This window comes from Bacteroides muris (ex Fokt et al. 2023), assembly GCF_024704895.1.
Lineage (GTDB): Bacteria > Bacteroidota > Bacteroidia > Bacteroidales > Bacteroidaceae > Bacteroides > Bacteroides muris.
Map to the genome: position 1 here is coordinate 46,333 of NZ_JAMZEE010000002.1, position 16,157 is coordinate 62,489.

The 16,157-nt window shown below is 49.1% G+C and carries 16 protein-coding genes; 15 read left to right on the top strand and 1 reads right to left on the bottom strand.

Going from position 1 to position 16,157, the window contains the following annotated elements; all coding sequences use genetic code 11:
* Nucleotides 1-106: 106 nt before the first annotated feature.
* The 13 genes from M1B78_RS00950 to M1B78_RS01010 all read left to right on the top strand — a co-directional run bounded on the left by M1B78_RS00950 (nucleotide 107) and on the right by M1B78_RS01010 (nucleotide 13,380).
* Nucleotides 107-547, top strand: coding sequence for a DUF6078 family protein (locus M1B78_RS00950; protein WP_257939639.1), 441 nt, complete (start codon nucleotides 107-109; stop codon nucleotides 545-547).
* A 351-nt stretch (nucleotides 548-898) separates the two neighbouring features.
* The gene (locus tag M1B78_RS00955; protein ID WP_257939640.1) at nucleotides 899-1,510 is read left to right on the top strand and encodes a DJ-1/PfpI family protein; all 612 of its coding nucleotides are present in this window, start codon (nucleotides 899-901) and stop codon (nucleotides 1,508-1,510) included.
* A gap of 76 nt (nucleotides 1,511-1,586) precedes the next feature.
* Nucleotides 1,587-2,063: a hypothetical protein gene (locus M1B78_RS00960; RefSeq protein ID WP_257939641.1), complete on the top strand. Its 477-nt coding sequence runs from the start codon at nucleotides 1,587-1,589 to the stop codon at nucleotides 2,061-2,063.
* A gap of 267 nt (nucleotides 2,064-2,330) precedes the next feature.
* A complete protein-coding gene (locus M1B78_RS00965; protein ID WP_257939642.1) occupies nucleotides 2,331-3,134 on the top strand; it encodes a hypothetical protein in 804 nt (267 codons plus the stop codon).
* Nucleotides 3,124-4,380, top strand: a complete 1,257-nt coding sequence (locus M1B78_RS00970) for a tetratricopeptide repeat protein (RefSeq protein ID WP_257939643.1) — start codon at nucleotides 3,124-3,126, stop codon at nucleotides 4,378-4,380. Before M1B78_RS00965 ends, M1B78_RS00970 begins: the two co-directional genes overlap by 11 nt.
* Nucleotides 4,381-4,496: 116 nt before the next feature.
* The gene (metG, locus tag M1B78_RS00975) at nucleotides 4,497-6,539 is read left to right on the top strand and encodes a methionine--tRNA ligase (protein ID WP_257939644.1); all 2,043 of its coding nucleotides are present in this window, start codon (nucleotides 4,497-4,499) and stop codon (nucleotides 6,537-6,539) included.
* A 134-nt stretch (nucleotides 6,540-6,673) separates the two neighbouring features.
* Nucleotides 6,674-8,119: a lipopolysaccharide biosynthesis protein gene (locus M1B78_RS00980; RefSeq protein ID WP_257939645.1), complete on the top strand. Its 1,446-nt coding sequence runs from the start codon at nucleotides 6,674-6,676 to the stop codon at nucleotides 8,117-8,119.
* Entirely contained in the window at nucleotides 8,116-9,027 is a 912-nt protein-coding gene (locus M1B78_RS00985; protein ID WP_257939646.1) for a beta-1,6-N-acetylglucosaminyltransferase, read from the top strand. Before M1B78_RS00980 ends, M1B78_RS00985 begins: the two co-directional genes overlap by 4 nt.
* Nucleotides 9,028-9,091: 64 nt before the next feature.
* Nucleotides 9,092-9,955, top strand: a complete 864-nt coding sequence (locus tag M1B78_RS00990; protein ID WP_257939647.1) for a LicD family protein — start codon at nucleotides 9,092-9,094, stop codon at nucleotides 9,953-9,955.
* Entirely contained in the window at nucleotides 9,952-10,878 is a 927-nt protein-coding gene (locus M1B78_RS00995) for a glycosyltransferase (protein WP_257939648.1), read from the top strand. The genes M1B78_RS00990 and M1B78_RS00995 overlap by 4 nt, the downstream gene beginning before the upstream one ends.
* 102 nt (nucleotides 10,879-10,980) lie before the next feature.
* On the top strand, nucleotides 10,981-11,379 hold the full coding sequence (locus tag M1B78_RS01000) for an ORF6N domain-containing protein (protein WP_257939649.1): 399 nt from the start codon (nucleotides 10,981-10,983) through the stop codon (nucleotides 11,377-11,379).
* Nucleotides 11,376-12,641: a glycosyltransferase family 4 protein gene (locus tag M1B78_RS01005; RefSeq protein ID WP_257939650.1), complete on the top strand. Its 1,266-nt coding sequence runs from the start codon at nucleotides 11,376-11,378 to the stop codon at nucleotides 12,639-12,641. The genes M1B78_RS01000 and M1B78_RS01005 overlap by 4 nt, the downstream gene beginning before the upstream one ends.
* Nucleotides 12,634-13,380, top strand: coding sequence for a glycosyltransferase family 2 protein (locus M1B78_RS01010; protein WP_257939651.1), 747 nt, complete (start codon nucleotides 12,634-12,636; stop codon nucleotides 13,378-13,380). The genes M1B78_RS01005 and M1B78_RS01010 overlap by 8 nt, the downstream gene beginning before the upstream one ends.
* 173 nt (nucleotides 13,381-13,553) lie before the next feature.
* On the opposite strand, the gene M1B78_RS01015 is transcribed toward M1B78_RS01010, so the two are convergent.
* Nucleotides 13,554-14,270 (bottom strand): SIR2 family NAD-dependent protein deacylase, encoded by a 717-nt coding sequence (locus M1B78_RS01015; protein WP_257939652.1) that lies wholly within the window; start codon nucleotides 14,268-14,270, stop codon nucleotides 13,554-13,556.
* A 182-nt stretch (nucleotides 14,271-14,452) separates the two neighbouring features.
* On the opposite strand from M1B78_RS01015, the gene M1B78_RS01020 reads away from it, so the two are divergent.
* Together M1B78_RS01020 and M1B78_RS01025 are read left to right on the top strand one after the other, a co-directional pair.
* Nucleotides 14,453-15,046, top strand: a complete 594-nt coding sequence (locus tag M1B78_RS01020) for an FKBP-type peptidyl-prolyl cis-trans isomerase (protein WP_016272350.1) — start codon at nucleotides 14,453-14,455, stop codon at nucleotides 15,044-15,046.
* Nucleotides 15,047-15,064: 18 nt separating this feature from the next.
* Nucleotides 15,065-15,931 (top strand): FKBP-type peptidyl-prolyl cis-trans isomerase, encoded by an 867-nt coding sequence (locus tag M1B78_RS01025; RefSeq protein WP_257939653.1) that lies wholly within the window; start codon nucleotides 15,065-15,067, stop codon nucleotides 15,929-15,931.
* Nucleotides 15,932-16,157 lie beyond the last annotated feature (226 nt).

Genomic DNA, 16,157 nt, shown 5'->3' on the forward strand with positions numbered 1-16,157 from the left:
GACTCCTGCCGGCCGATGGTGAAGGAGGTTTTCGAGATAAAACAAATACCAGGCGGAGTTTCTCCAAACTAATTGTACCTTTGCAGGACTTTAAAACAGAAAGACGATGAAAGAAGAAACCTTCGATTATTCCAAAGTCCCCCATAACTTCGGCTTATGCGCCACTGACACATGCCCTCATGCCGACACCTGCCTGCGCCGGATTGCATATACGCATGCACCCTCAAACGACATCTTCCTATATGTACTGAATCCGAAAGCAATAGAGTCCACAACGGGAAAATGCAGATATTATTGCCCGAACAAGAAAGTGCGCTATGCCAAAGGCTTTATCCACACGGCGGAAGCCGTCTCTGTCGGCCAGTCCGGCGCGTTCCGCTACCGGCTCATCGGCTTATGGGGCATCCGAAGATATTATCAGAAGCGGAAAGGGGAAACTTTGCTCTCGCCTGCCGAGCAGCAACAAGTCATTGCAATTGCCCGTAACTTAGGACTCCAACGGACGGAGTACTTCGACGCTTATGTAGAAGAGTACGACTTCACATGACAACTCCGGTCACCCCAAACGGCAGCTTCGTTTACACTACGAGGTAAAAGGCGTTACACCATAAGGTAACGACCGTTACAATACAGGGTAAAGGCCGTTACATCCTATGGTAAACAATTTACCTCCGAAGGCAAACAGCCGGTAAATGCAACACGCTGATTATCGCGCGCTTTAATTCAAAAAAAACAAAAAGGCCCCCATGCACCCGCAAAGGGAAAACACGGGAATGAGAATGTAAAGCCGATTTTTTCAGGAAATAGACAGAGAGAGTCATCATGAGACAAGCAATTCTCGGAGCTTTTTATTAATTTTGCAATCAAATTAAAGTAGTTTTAATCACATCATAAGTATATGAGCAACGAAATCATGTATGTCCTATTGCCGGACTATGCCGCACACGAAGCTGTGTATCTTTCACAAGCCATCTCCTCCGATGAATTTGCCCTGAAAGAAAATCCGAAGTATGTCAATAAAACTGTAGCTCCGACACTGGAGCCGGTCAAATCCATAGGCGGCTTCCGCACCCTGCCCGATTATTCGTTTGAAACGATGCCCGACGACTATGCGGCATTGGTACTGATCGGCGGTTTCGGATGGAGCACACCCGTTGCCGAACAAGTTGTGCCGATTGTGCGGCAAGCCATCAAGAGAGGCAAGATAGTAGGCGCCATCTGCAACGGAGCTTCGTTCATGGCAAAACACGGATTCCTCAATGCCGCCCGACATACCGGCAACGGCCCGGAACAACTGAAACTTTGGGGTGGCGACAATTACACCTATCCTGACGGATATATCCATGCCCAAGCTGTCAGCGACAAGAATATCGTAACAGCAAACGGCTCTGCAACGCTTGAATTTGCAAGAGAGCTGCTTTTGTTGCTCGAAAACGACACGCCGGAACGTATTGAAATGTACTATCGGTTCAACAAGCAGGGCTTCTGCACTCTTTTCGACAATCAATAGTTATGAATAATGCCTTCAGGTAACCGACAAAGCACATAAAATATCTAAATCTATATAAAAATAAAGTATTATGAGTATGGAGAAGGAACTTAAGACGGAGTTGAACCATCGTATGCGTCCGGAACTATACGGTGATGCCGTCAACGAGATTATCCTCAACTGCTCTTTCAGCTTCTACGACCATTACCGTTGCAAAACCAATTACATCATTGCCGATGAAGCCCTGAAACTGAAGCAGAAAGATTTCTATCCTGCGCTGCTCAGCATGTTCACGGAAAAAGAGATTGAAGACAACGGATATTATCTCCGGAACCGTTTCTCCTATGGCCCGTTCAAGCCCGGCACCGGAACAATCCGCGCCGGAATCGTGTTCGAGAAAGCATTCAGCGAACTGCCCCGGCAAAAGCAGAAACAGTTGCTTTGCACGTACTTCATCCATGCCGTGCAACAGATTGCAAGCCGTCTGGGCAAAAAGGTAAACTACAATTTCTCCTTAATGACAGACGATTTCAAATCCATCTTAGAGGAGTGGTGTAAAATACAGATAAAATAACGATAACGCGACAAGAAGTATGGGCGATAGTTTACCGCTGCATCGGACATGGCATAGGAGATGCGATAAGAGTGGATGTTGTCGGCTGTGCCACCGATGAAGTTGTTATATCGAAGTGGCTACATGATGAACTCCCCAATAGCATTGATATGGCAAAGCACTGTCACTAAAACCAAATGGGACGGTGATGCTTTTTATGTAACATTTCACAGAACAGAACCAAAGTGGACAGAAACGGTGGAACTGCCCGAAAAATGAAATATGACTATGTTTAATCCGAAATCCCCCCGAGGAAGATTATCCGGCAAACTTGCCAAGAAGCCGCAGTATGTGCTCGTTACCGAGAATGGCGAGGAACGCACGAGCAATGTGACCGATGCCAAGATTATGAAGGCAGTGTATAACGTCGACTCCAATGAGTATGTTTATCTTATGAAGTGCCGACCGGTGATACTTGTTCGTGAGACCGAATGTTTCGCTTTGTGCTTCTATAGCGACTTAAGTTTTGCGGCTTTTTTCGAAGTAAAAGGAATCATATTCCGAATGGTCAAGAGCGGTGTTTCATACGATGAGGCTACCGATATTATGTGCAATTTTTTTCAGACCGCCCAATTACCCGATATGTCTGGCTGGGTGTGCGAAAAAAGAAAAGCTCCGACACAGCATACTGAATCGAACCTTTCTGTCGATGGTGAGGATTTCCGCCATTTCGGTTGTGCCGACGTTGTGGCTGCCCTTGAAAATATCATAGAAGGTAAGTCCAAGTGGTTGCTTTATGATTTCACCGGCGAGAATGGCGGTTACATCAACATTCACCGGCACAACAAGGACGGGGAAGCACCTGAATACAAAGTGGAATGGGTAAAGTGGACAGAACCGACACCGATAGGATATCATGCCATAGTGTCCGACCTCACCCGCTTGCGCCGTTGGTTGTGGGATTTTGCTGCCGAACACAAATATCCCGACCCGGCTCCCGAGTGGGAAAGCTTTGATGTGAAAGACACTTTTCAACGGCTGGCTTTTAAATTTTTAAACGAAGAAGATAAATCAGACAACAATGAACGGTAGATACAGCCTGCCCGTAGTGAAGGCAGTGGATATGATTTGGACGAGTTTCGACAAGGAAGAGATACGTCGCGGCTATGCAATGCTTATGCAAGCAGCCCAAAAAGGCGATGCCGACGCATTGTGTTTCATAGCCCGATGCTTTATGGGCGAGGAATACGTGTGGAGCGGAGCCGGTTTCGCCACCGACGATGACAATGCTTCGAAACTGATGCAGAAAAGCGCACTGATGGGGAGTGCCACAGGTGTGCTTTGTGCTGTACGAAGCGGCAACCTCACCCCCTCCGTAGAGCGCGGAATGCCTTTTGCCTCGTTCAAGGAAGCATTTGAGGAAATTCTCGAACAAGCGGAGCGTGGCAATGCGTTTTGTTGCTATATGATAGGGAACGTCTATTACTGGGGCGACTATCTGCTTGTCGAGCCGGAGCTTGCCAAGCAATTCAAAACCGAAAATAAATACAATGCCTGGGCTTATCCGATAGCCAAAGAATGGTACGAACGCAGTTTCAACGGGCGCATCTGTGCTGGTTGGGGCAACTATTGCAACATCTACGAGTCGGGGCTATGCAGTATCAAAAAGGATGTATTCGAGGCTTACTACCGGATGCTTGCAGATATCTCTCCTGTGATTTGCAACAACTACGGTTACTACCTCAAGTTTGAAAAGAATGACCCGTATAACAGTTTGATTCGATACGTCCAAGCCGCGCAGAAAGGTGACCCGCAGGGCGCATACAATGCCGGATACTGCTACGAGAATGGCGAAGCTGTGGAAGAGGATATTCATACCGCTTACCAGTTCTATGAACTTGCTGCCATTGCCGGTCACCCCGCAGGCCAGTGGCAGATAGGATATTACTATTTCAATGGTGAGGGCATTGTGGAGCAAGACTACGCCAAGGCTGCCGAATGGCTTGAGAAGGCTTATGACAATCCCAAAAGCAGCGACAACAACCGGGTGAAGACTGCTGCCTACCTTGGCATCTGCTATCAGGAAGGGCTCGGCGTGGCGCAGGACGATGAGGTGGCATTGGAATACCTCCAGGAAGCCGAAGAAGGAATCGACGACTTGTGGGAACCGATAAATGCTATGGTGCTCAACGCACTGGGTGTGGCTTACGCTTTCGGGCGTGGCACAGAAGAGGATATAGAACTCGGCTACCAATATTTTGAGGATGCCGCAAAGCTTGGTTCGGAGGAGGCAAAAGAGAATCTGCAATACATAAACTCGCCGAAATCGCGTTTTTGAATCGGGGCTGAAGTCCAAATCCGGAAAGAATCCGGAAGAATATTCATATTTTGCAGAAAACAGCTATCTTTGCACTTCCAAAAGCGTTCATAACAAAAGAGATACATACTAACACAATGGAAAAGAAATTCAAACGTACCACCGTGACATCGGCACTGCCGTATGCAAACGGACCGGTTCATATCGGACACCTGGCAGGCGTTTATGTCCCTGCCGATATTTATGTCCGCTACCTGCGACTGAAAAAGGAAGATGTAATCTTCATCGGAGGCTCCGACGAACACGGAGTGCCCATCACCATCCGCGCCAAGAAGGAAGGCATTACCCCTCAAGACGTGGTGGACCGCTATCATACGCTTATCAAGAAGTCTTTCGAAGAGTTCGGCATCTCCTTCAACGTGTACAGCCGCACCACTTCAAAGACGCATCACGACACGGCTTCCGACTTCTTCCGCAAGCTGTACGATAAGGAAGAATTCATCGAAAAGACCAGTATGCAGTACTACGACGAGGAAGCCAAGACGTTCCTTGCCGACCGTTACATCACCGGCGAGTGCCCCCACTGCCATGCCGAAGGTGCCTACGGCGACCAATGCGAGAAGTGCGGCACCAGCCTCAGCCCTACAGACCTAATTAATCCGAAAAGCGCCATCAGCGGCAGCCAGCCCGTGATGCGCGAGACGAAGCACTGGTATCTGCCGCTGGACAAGCACGAGGAGTGGTTACGCCAATGGATTCTGGAAGACCACAAAGAGTGGCGTCCCAACGTTTACGGCCAGTGCAAGAGCTGGCTCGACATGGGCTTGCAGCCGCGTGCCGTGAGCCGCGACCTGGATTGGGGCATCCCCGTTCCCGTGGAAGGCGCCGAAGGCAAGGTGCTCTATGTATGGTTCGATGCCCCCATCGGCTACATCAGCAACACCAAGGAGCTGCTGCCCGACACGTGGGAGAAATGGTGGAAAGACCCCGAAACACGTCTGGTGCACTTCATCGGAAAAGACAACATCGTGTTCCACTGCATCGTGTTCCCCGCCATGCTGAAGGCAGAGGGTAGCTACATCCTGCCGGACAACGTGCCGAGCAACGAGTTCCTGAACCTGGAGGGCGACAAGATTTCCACTTCACGCAACTGGGCGGTATGGCTGCACGAGTATCTCGTTGACTTCCCCGGCAAGCAGGATGTATTGCGCTACGTGCTGACAGCCAACGCACCGGAAACAAAAGACAACGACTTTACCTGGAAGGACTTCCAGGCACGCAACAACAACGAACTGGTTGCCGTTTATGGCAACTTCGTGAACCGCGCCCTGCAACTCACCAAGAAGTACTTCGACAGCGTAGTGCCCGCCGCAGGCGAACTGACCGACTACGACCGCGAGACACTGAAAGAATTTGCCGACGTCAAGGCAGAAGTGGAGAAGTTGCTAGATGTATTCAAGTTCCGCGACGCGCAGAAAGAGGCGATGAACCTTGCCCGCATCGGAAACAAGTATCTGGCCGACACAGAGCCGTGGAAGCTTGCCAAGACGGATATGGAACGCGTAGCCACCATTCTCCACATCTCCTTGCAGCTGGTTGCCAACCTTGCCATCGCCTTCGAACCGTTCCTGCCTTTCAGCAGCGAAAAACTTCGCAAGATGCTGAACATGGACAGCTTCGACTGGGCAGAACTGGGACACACCGACCTGCTGCCTGCCGGACATCAGCTGGGCACCCCCGAACTGCTGTTCGAAAAGATAGAGGACGACGTCATCCAGGCACAAGTAGACAAGCTGCTTGCCACCAAGAAGGCAAACGAAGCCGCCACCTACAAAGCAAACCCCATCAAGCCGACCATCGCTTTCGAAGAGTTCGAGAAGCTGGATATCCGCGTAGGTACAGTGCTTGAATGCGAAGCTGTGCCCAAGATGAAGAAGCTTCTGAAGTTCAAGATTGCCGACGGACTGGAAAACCGCACCATCGTCAGCGGCATTGCCCAGCACTACAAACCGGAAGAACTGGTAGGCAAGCAGGTGCTGTTCATCGCTAACCTTGCTCCACGCCAATTCAAGAACGGGCTGGTAAGTGAGGGAATGATTCTCTCTGCCGAGAACTACGACGGTTCGCTGGCGGTGACTTCACTGCTGAAGGAGGTGAAGCCGGGCAGCGAGGTGAAATAGGCTTGTACTTGTAAATGATAACACAGAGACACGAAGACACAGAGAAAGAAAAAAAGGGAAAGAAAAACTCTGTGTTTTTGTGTCTCTGCGTTCAAAACGCCCTATACTTCTGCATTCAATCAAGAAAATAAACTATGTCCGATACATCACTCAAAGAAAAAACAGCCAAAGGCCTCTTCTGGGGAGGATTCAGCAACGGTATACAGCAGTTGTTGAATCTAGGTTTCGGAATAGTCCTTGCCCGATTGCTGGATGCTTCGGATTATGGTATGGTAGGAATGCTTACCATCTTCTCCGCCATTGCCGCCGCCTTGCAGGAAGGTGGTTTCATCTCTGCACTGACCAACCGGAAGGAGACTTTGCACAAGGATTACAACGCCGTGTTCTGGTTCAGCCTGATGTGCAGCACTACTATATATATATTACTCTTCTTTGCCGCACCGCTGATTGCCGACTTCTACGATACGCCCGAGCTGATACCGCTGTCCCGTCTCTCCTTCTTGGGATTCGTCATTTCCAGCATGAGCATTGCACCGAGAGCCTATCTGTTCAAGAATCTCAGAATCAAGGACACTACCATCATCTCCATTTCGAGTCTGATAGTCTCCGGCATTGTGGGCATCACATTGGCGGCAAACGGATTCGCCTATTGGGGGATTGCATTGCAAAGCATCTCTTTCATCACCGTAATGACGATTCTTAACTTCTACTTCTCGCGTTGGAGACCCCGCTTCCGGTTCGACTTCACACCCATTAAGGAGATGATAGGGTTCAGCAGTAAGATAATCATTACGAATATCTTCACCATAATCAATAACAATCTGTTCTCCGTCCTGCTGGGTAAGTTCTATTCGGAACGGGAAGTAGGCAACTTTACCCAGGCAAACAAGTGGAACGGCATGGGACATACCACGATTACGGGCATGATAAACGGCATTGCACAACCCGTCTTTACCCGGGTTGCCGATGACAAGGCGCGGCAACTCGCCATATTCAGAAAGCTGCTGCGCTTCACCGCCTTTATCTCTTTCCCCGCCATGCTGGGATTGAGCTTGGTATCGAAAGAACTGATTATAATCACTATCACGGAGAAGTGGCTGCCCAGTGCCGATATCTTGCAACTGTTATGTATTTGGGGAGCATTTATTCCCGTCATCAATCTGTTCTCCAACCTGCTCATCAGCCGGGGGCATTCTTCTATCTATATGTGGAGCACCATCAGCTTGAGCCTGCTGCAAATAGTAGCTGTATGTGCCATATACCCATACGGGTTGGAGTGGATGCTGCGTATTTTCGTCATTATCAATATCGGCTGGCTGTTTGTATGGTTCCGTTTTGTCAAGAGGGAGATAGGATTAAGATTACGTGATATGCTGAAGGATATTTCCCCTTATCTCACTCTGTCCATTGTACTGGTAGTGTCAACTCACTATGCCACTCAGCTCATAGAAAACCTATACTTAAATATGGCAGCCAAAATCATTATGGTAGCCGGGCTTTATGCACTGGTTTTGTGGAAACTACAATCTACCATCTTCCGGGAAAGCATTGAATTCCTCTTAAAGAAAAAAAGAGCATGAGCCGCATAGCCTACATCATATCCGCCTACAAGGATGCCCCACACTTGGCACGCCTGGTTGCCGCACTGGATGACCGGGCAGACTTCTACGTACACATCGACCTCAATGCCGATATACACCCTTTTGAAGAAGCCTTGGGAGACAAGGTTACTTTCGTGCCCCGCCACCGGATAAGCTGGGGAGGATGGGAACAAGTGGAATATCAGAAAGAATTGCTTGCCGCCGTATTGCACAGCGGCATCCCCTATACCCGTGTAGTATGCCTGAGCGGGCAAGACTATCCGTTATGGAACAACAACGCCATCCACCGCTATTTCGAGGAGCATCAAGACACTGAATTCATCGGCGGTTTCAACCTGACACACTGCACCGTGAAACAGCAGTTGCACAAGATAACCCATTACCACCCTTTCCGTGACCTGCCTTGGAAGAGTATATGGTGGAAGAACAAACTCATCGTAGCATCGCGCAAGCTGGCACAGATACTCCCCATCCGGAAAGCCCCTTTTGCACCCTTGGAAGGCAAGCAGGCAGATGTCTATTTCGGTTCCGACTATTGGGCCATCACGTTGCCCTGCGCACGATATGTATATGAAAAGTTGTGCACGGAGGAGAAGCTGGTGAAGTATTTCAGAACCAGCTTTGTACCCAGCGAACTGTGCATACAGACCATCGTATTCAACTCCCCTTTTGCCTCAAAAGGGCTTCTTTTAGAGGGAGAATACCCCGGACTTACCCGTCTCACCCCCTTGCACTACATAGACTACGGCGCATCCATCCGCGTGATGACACTCGAGGACCTGCCGGTATTGCGGCAGTCTGGAAAGATGTTCTGCCGAAAAGTGGTAAGCGGGGAATCCGCCACACTGATAGAAAAACTCAAGTCCGATTTCGCAAAAGAAGATTGAACTGAAAAGTGCTCCTTTCAACTATTATCATTATTTTTGCAGACATCAATCAAAAATGGTATCCATGATGAAGCAATATACCCCGGAAGAACTGACCCAACTACATCAGGTGTTATACGAAATACTGGAAGAGATTGTGCGCATCTGCGACAAACACAATATCCCCTATTTTGTAATCGGCGGAACAGCAATAGGGGCACTCTATGACAAAGCGATTCTTCCTTGGGATGACGACATAGATATAGGTATGAAACGGGAAGACTATAATAAGTTTCTCCGGATAGCTTCCCAAGAACTGAAAGAGCCATACTTTCTCTCATGGATAGAGACAGATCCTCATACCCCCTACTACTTTGCTAAGGTCAAAAAGAACAACACCCTATTCATAGAGGAAATGTTCAAGGATGTACCCATGCACCAGGGAATCTTTGTCGATATATTCCCCTTCGACCGTATTCCAGACAACAAGCTATTGCGGAAGATACAATATGAAACCGTCAACTTTCTGAAATGCTGCCTGATGGGAAAAGAAGTATGGCTGTGGAAGCATTTCGGAAAATGCCAAATATCCAACCCTACCAATCGTGGAGCTGTTGCCTGCCTTCTGAACCGGATAGTTGATATGACACTCTCTAAAAAGACAATCTACCGTTTGATGGTGATAATGCAAAGTTGTTTCAACTCATGGAAAACCTTATATTACAACAATGTGATTACCACCACCGACCATGTTTTGGAGACGAGTCTCAACTGTCTGCAATCGATTCCGTTCGGTCCACTACGTCTGAAAGCGCCCAATGGACTGAAGGAGTTCCTGCTCTACAACTACCCTACCCTGCACCGCTACACGGAGGAAGAGCAAGAAAAAATAAACAATCACTATCCAGCAGCCCTTGCCTTCGACCTACACATAATCCAGACATCATGAAAACATTATCCACAGCCCCCGTAGCCCTGTTTGTCTACAATAGGCTGCACAACACCAAGCAGACCATAGAGCATCTGAAGAAGAACAAACTTGCCGACCGTACTCCCCTCTACATCTTCAGCGATGGCGGAAAAGACAAGAGATCATGGAAAGAAGTGAACAGACTGAGAAAGTATCTACACACTATCGACGGATTCGGCGAGGTACATATAGTAGAACGCCCGGAAAACTACTATTTAGAAAACAACATTATCGAAGGCATCGCCTATGTACTGCAACACCACGACACAATTATCGTACTGGAAGATGACATCTGCACCTCACCTGTCTTTCTGGAATATATGAACAATGCCTTAAACAAATATATCCATACCCCACAAGTAATGCATATAGCAGGTTTCACTAACCTGGATATCCAACAATCGGACGACACCTATTTCACTCCCCACATGAGCGGATGGGGATGGGCGACATGGAAAGACCGATGGCAGCACTTCGTCCATTTCACCTCGCGCAAGGAAGCCCTGCAAGGAATGACTGTAAAAGACTTCGAGAAACTGGAATACGGCGGTAACTTCCACTGCCTGCATTCACTCGACAAACATCCTATCCCTTGGGACATCTGCTGGGAAATAGCTATCTACAAGCAGAAAGGTCTCTGCCTATGCCCCACTCACACTCTGATAAAGAATATCGGAATAGGTAATGGTACCCACTTCAACTCCAACCGGCTATTCGGATGGTACGAGTATGACCGACCTTACCGGACGGAAAGCATCATCCTAAACAATATTCCCATCAAAGAAAACCCTGCCATCGAAGCCCTCTATGCCCAAGCGCTAAAAAATCATGGTATGAGATATAACTTCCTTGGTAGAATGGTGCGCTGGGCTTATCTCAAAATCAAAGCTAAACGTACATAAGGAAGAAGATTTCAGAGCCTAACAGGTGCTGTTTCTCCCCGAAAACCACTACTTTTGTCTCATATTTCCGACAAGAAGGGATAACTTGAAGCAAAGAACGCTATGGAACAAGAAATCATACAAAAACGAATACACGAAGTAAGAAGGTTTCCTTCTGATTTCATGTTTCAACTGACAAAGGAAAAATGGGACAACTTGAAGTCACAAATTGTGACTTCAAGTTGGGGCGGTACACGCAAACTGCCTTTCGCTTTCACCGAGCAAGGACTTGCCGCAGTGAACAGCCATCAGGAATTGGAGGATTTAAAGAACCGGATAAAGGCATTAGAGGAGATTAGTGAAGAAAACCTCTCTGAACTGAACGACCTCTCAGAAGACAGCCGTAGAGAATTTGACGACATCTACCTCGCTCTGTCGCAATTATCCCAGAAGAAAATAACGCAACAGCAACCTATCGCTTACAAAGCCATCCAAAAAAGAAGAAACGAACAACAGTCATGAGAGTACTACTTATCAATACATCCGAACGCATCGGCGGCGCAGCCATCGCCGCCAGCCGTCTGATGGAATCACTCAAGAACCACGGCATCAAAGCCAAGCTGCTGGTACGCGACAAGCAGACCGACCAAATCTCCGTTGTGTCACTGGACCATAACTGGCGCATGGTGTGGAAGTTCGTCTGGGAGCGCATCGTCATCTGGAGCGCCAACCGCTTCAACAAAAAGAACATCTTTGCCGTAGACATTGCCAACACGGGAACAGATATCACCTCACTGCCCGAATTCCAGCAGGCAGACGTCATCCATCTGCACTGGATAAATCAGGGGATGCTCTCGCTGAGGAACATCGAGAAGATTCTCGCCTCGGGCAAACCCGTCGTCTGGACCATGCACGACATGTGGCCCTGCACCAGCATCTGTCACCATGCCCGCGAGTGCACCCGTTACCAGCAGGAATGCCACAACTGCCCCTTCATCCATGAAGGCGAAGGCAAACGTGACCTTTCCTACCGTATCTTCCGGAAGAAGATGAACCTTTATAAAGGAAGACGAATCAACTTCGTGACATGCAGCCATTGGCTGGAAGAACGCGCCCGCACAAGCGCCCTCTTCAGCGGACATGCCGTGACGTGCATCCCCAACCCCATCAACACCAACCTCTTCAAACCCCGCAACCGACAGGAAGCCCGCAACCGTTGCCTCCTTCCGCAAGACAAGAAGCTCGTGCTGTTCGGCTCGGTGAAGATTACGGACAAGAGGAAAGGTATCGACTACCTGATAGAATCGTGCCGCCTGCTGGCCGACAAGCATCCCGAACTCCGGGAACAGTTGGGCGTGGTCGTCTTCGGCAACCAGTCGCAACAACTGGAGAACCTGCTTCCATTCAAGGTCTATCCGCTGAACTTCGTCAGCAACGAACACCAACTGGTGAACATCTACAATGCCGTAGACATCTTCGTGACCCCCTCTCTGGAAGAAAACCTGCCGAACACCATCATGGAAGCCATGGCGTGCGGCATTCCCTGCGTCGGATTCAACGTAGGCGGCATTCCTGAGATGATAGACCATCTGCACAACGGCTACGTGGTACAATACAAGTCCTCGGAAGACTTTGCCAACGGCATCTACTGGACGCTGACCGAACCCGATTACCCGAGCCTCTCGGAACAGGCCTGCCGGAAAGCCGTATCCCACTATTCGGAGAACGTCGTCGCCAAGAAATACATTGACCTTTACAACAAAGTGACCGGAAGAAATGCATAACCACCCCACCCCGAAATTCAGCATCATCACCGTGACCTACAACGCCGAAGCGGTATTGGAGGACACGATTCAAAGCGTTATCTCGCAAACCTACCACCACGTGGAATACATCATTGTGGACGGTGCGTCCAAAGACGGCACACTCTCCATCATCGACCGGTACAAAGACCGCATCACCCGCATCGTAAGCGAACCGGACAAGGGACTGTACGACGCCATGAACAAAGGCATCCGCCTTGCCACCGGCGATTACCTCTGCTTCCTCAATGCCGGCGACAGCTTCCACGAAGACGACACCTTGCAGCAGATGGTACACTCCATCTCCGGCAGCGAACTGCCCGACGTGCTGTATGGCGAAACAGCGCTGGTGGATAAGGAAGGGCACTTCATCCGCATGCGCCGCCTCTCCGCCCCGGAAGCGCTTACCTGGCGAAGCTTCAAGCAGGGCATGCTGGTCTGCCATCAGGCCTTCTTTGCCAAAGCTTCCCTTGTGGAACCCTACGACCTGCAATACCGCTTCTCCGCTGACTTCGATTGGTGCATCCGGGTGATGAAAAAGGCACGAACCTTGCACAATACCCATCTCACCCTCATCGCCTATCTGGAGGAAGGAATGACCACCCAGAACCGTCAGGCATCCCTGCGCGAACGCTTCCGCATCATGGCGCGGCATTACGGACTAATGAGTACCGTAGCCCATCATGCCTGGTTCGTATTACGGGCCGTGATAAAGAAATAGCACAAATTTCGAGGACAAATATACTTTGTTCCCGCAAGACCTATACCTTGCGGGAATCTCCCCTATACCCAGCTCTCTACAGTATAGGAGTGAGTACCTAAAACATCCGGATGTTCTGCATATTAAGTCCTATACCGTGAGGGGCTAAGTCCTAAGACGTAGGAGATTAAGTCCTAAGGCAAAGGAGGCTGGGTAGCTGCAAGCAGCGCCTTCAACTCTTTTACCCCTTCCGAAGCTCCCTTTTGAATGACATGTATCGGACGCATGACGTGCGTGTCCACCGGCTTGGGGTCTATCAGATACACTTCGGTGGCACGGGGCACGTAGTTCAGCAGTCCTGCAGCGGGATAAACGTTCAGGCTGGTGCCGATGATGACGAAGATGTCCGCCTGCTCCACATACCGGATGGCAGTCTCAATCTCCGGCACCGGCTCGCCGAACCACACGATGAACGGGCGGAGCTGCGTACCGTCGCCCGCCTTATCGCCCAACTTTACTTCATATTCCTCCGGCGCCAGTTCCTTGACGAAATGCGGATTATAAGGGTCGCGGCTGGAACAAACCTTCGTCAGTTCCCCATGCAGGTGTATCACCCGCGTGCTCCCCGCCCGCTCGTGCAGATTATCTACGTTCTGAGTGACGACCGTTACATTGAAATCCCTTTCCAGGTCGGCAACACCCAGATGCCCGGCATTCGGCACCACATCGAGCAACTGCTTGCGACGTTCGTTATAGAAATTAATGACCAGTTCCGGGTTACATGCATACCCCTCGGGAGTCGCCACTTGCTCCACCGGATATTTGTCCCATAATCCGCCCGCATCACGGAATGTGCTGATGCCGCTCTCGGCGCTCATACCAGCACCCGACAATATGACCAAGTTCTTCATTTTCCGCTCCTTTCCTTTATTAAAGTAAGACAAATATAAGAAGAATGTTCAAGTTGTGATATAAATAAGAAAAATTAAATACTTAAAAGCCTTATCATTCAAATAAAAGACGTACTTTTGCCACTCATAAATTTGCAATAGACTGGAAAAGAAACCAATCCGGTCGTCAACAAAAGAATCTTATGGACAAATTCAGTTATGCTATCGGCCTTGGAATAGGTCAGAATCTTTTAAGCATGGGTGCCAAAGGCATTGCAATAGATGACTTTGCACAAGCAATCAAAGACGTTTTGGAGGGCAACCAGACGGCAATCAGCCACACAGAAGCCCGTGACATCGTCAACAAGTACTTCGCCGAACTGGAGGAGAAGATGAACGCAGCAAACATAGAAGCCGGCAAAAAGTTCCTGGAAGAGAACAAAAAACGCGAGGGAGTTGTTACGCTTCCCAGCGGACTTCAATACGAAGTTATCACAGAAGGAAACGTCGGTCACTATGCCAAAGCAACCGACCAGGTACAATGCCACTACGAAGGCACACTGATTGACGGAACGCTGTTCGACAGCTCCATCAAGCGCGGCCAGCCTGCCACATTCGGTGTAAACCAAGTGATACCCGGTTGGGTGGAAGCCCTTCAGCTTATGCCCGAAGGTGCCAAGTGGAAACTCTACATCCCCAGCGACCTGGCATACGGAGCGCAGGGTGCCGGCGAGATGATTCCTCCCCACAGCACGCTCGTATTCGAAGTCGAATTACAGAAAATTTTATCTAAATAAACAACAAGTAAAAGCAAAATGAAAAAAGTAACATTTCTCATGGCTCTTGCAGTAGCTGCCGGTATGGCATCTTGTACTGCTCAAAGTCCGAAAGCTGATTTGAAGACGGACATCGACTCATTATCTTACGCCATCGGTATGGCACGTACAGAAGGTTTGGACCAGTATCTTGCACAACAAGGCATTGACTCAACCCAGATGTCAGAATTCCTGAAAGGTTTCAACGAAGGCGCAGCCAAAATCGATAAGAAAGATGTGGCTTACATGGCCGGTCTGCAAGTAGGCCAGATGGTCAGCAAGCAATGGGTGGAAGGCTTCAACCAACAAATCTTCGGCAACGACTCCACACAGAGCATCAGCCGCGAAAATCTGCTGGCAGGTTTCGTAGCAGGTGTCATCGGCAAGGGTGGTGCTATGGATATGATGAAAGCTCAAGAGTACATGCGTACTCAGATGGATGCCATCAAAGAAAAAGCAACTGCAGAAAAGTATGCTGACAACAAAGCTGCCGGTGAAAAGTTCCTGGCTGAGAACAAGGCTAAAGAAGGTGTAGTAACTACCCCGAGCGGTCTGCAATACAAAATCATCACCAAGGGTAACGGTGCTGTTCCTGCCGACAGCAGCAAGGTGAAAGTAAACTACAAAGGTACGCTGATTGACGGAACAGAATTCGATAGCTCTTACAAGCACAACGAACCTGCTACTTTCCGTGCCAACCAGGTAATCAAAGGCTGGACAGAGGCCCTCACCATGATGCCCGTCGGCTCTAAGTGGGAACTCTATATCCCCTACGACCTGGCATACGGTTCAAGAGAAACCGGTAGCCAAATCAAGCCGTTCTCTACTTTGATATTCGAAGTGGAACTGTTGGGTATCGAGAAGTAATGTAACAATCCGAAGGGAGGGGCAAAACCCTCTTGATACTTCTTTTAGGCGCGGATTACGAGGAATAACGCGGATTTGGTAAACTAAATCCGTGAAATCCGCGTAATCCGCGCCTAACCGTTATCCTCACTTTTATTCATTTTTCTATCCCTTTTCATAGATAAATTAAAATAAAGTCCTATATTTGCTTACTATTTGATAACAACAAGAACTTTACTTATTTACT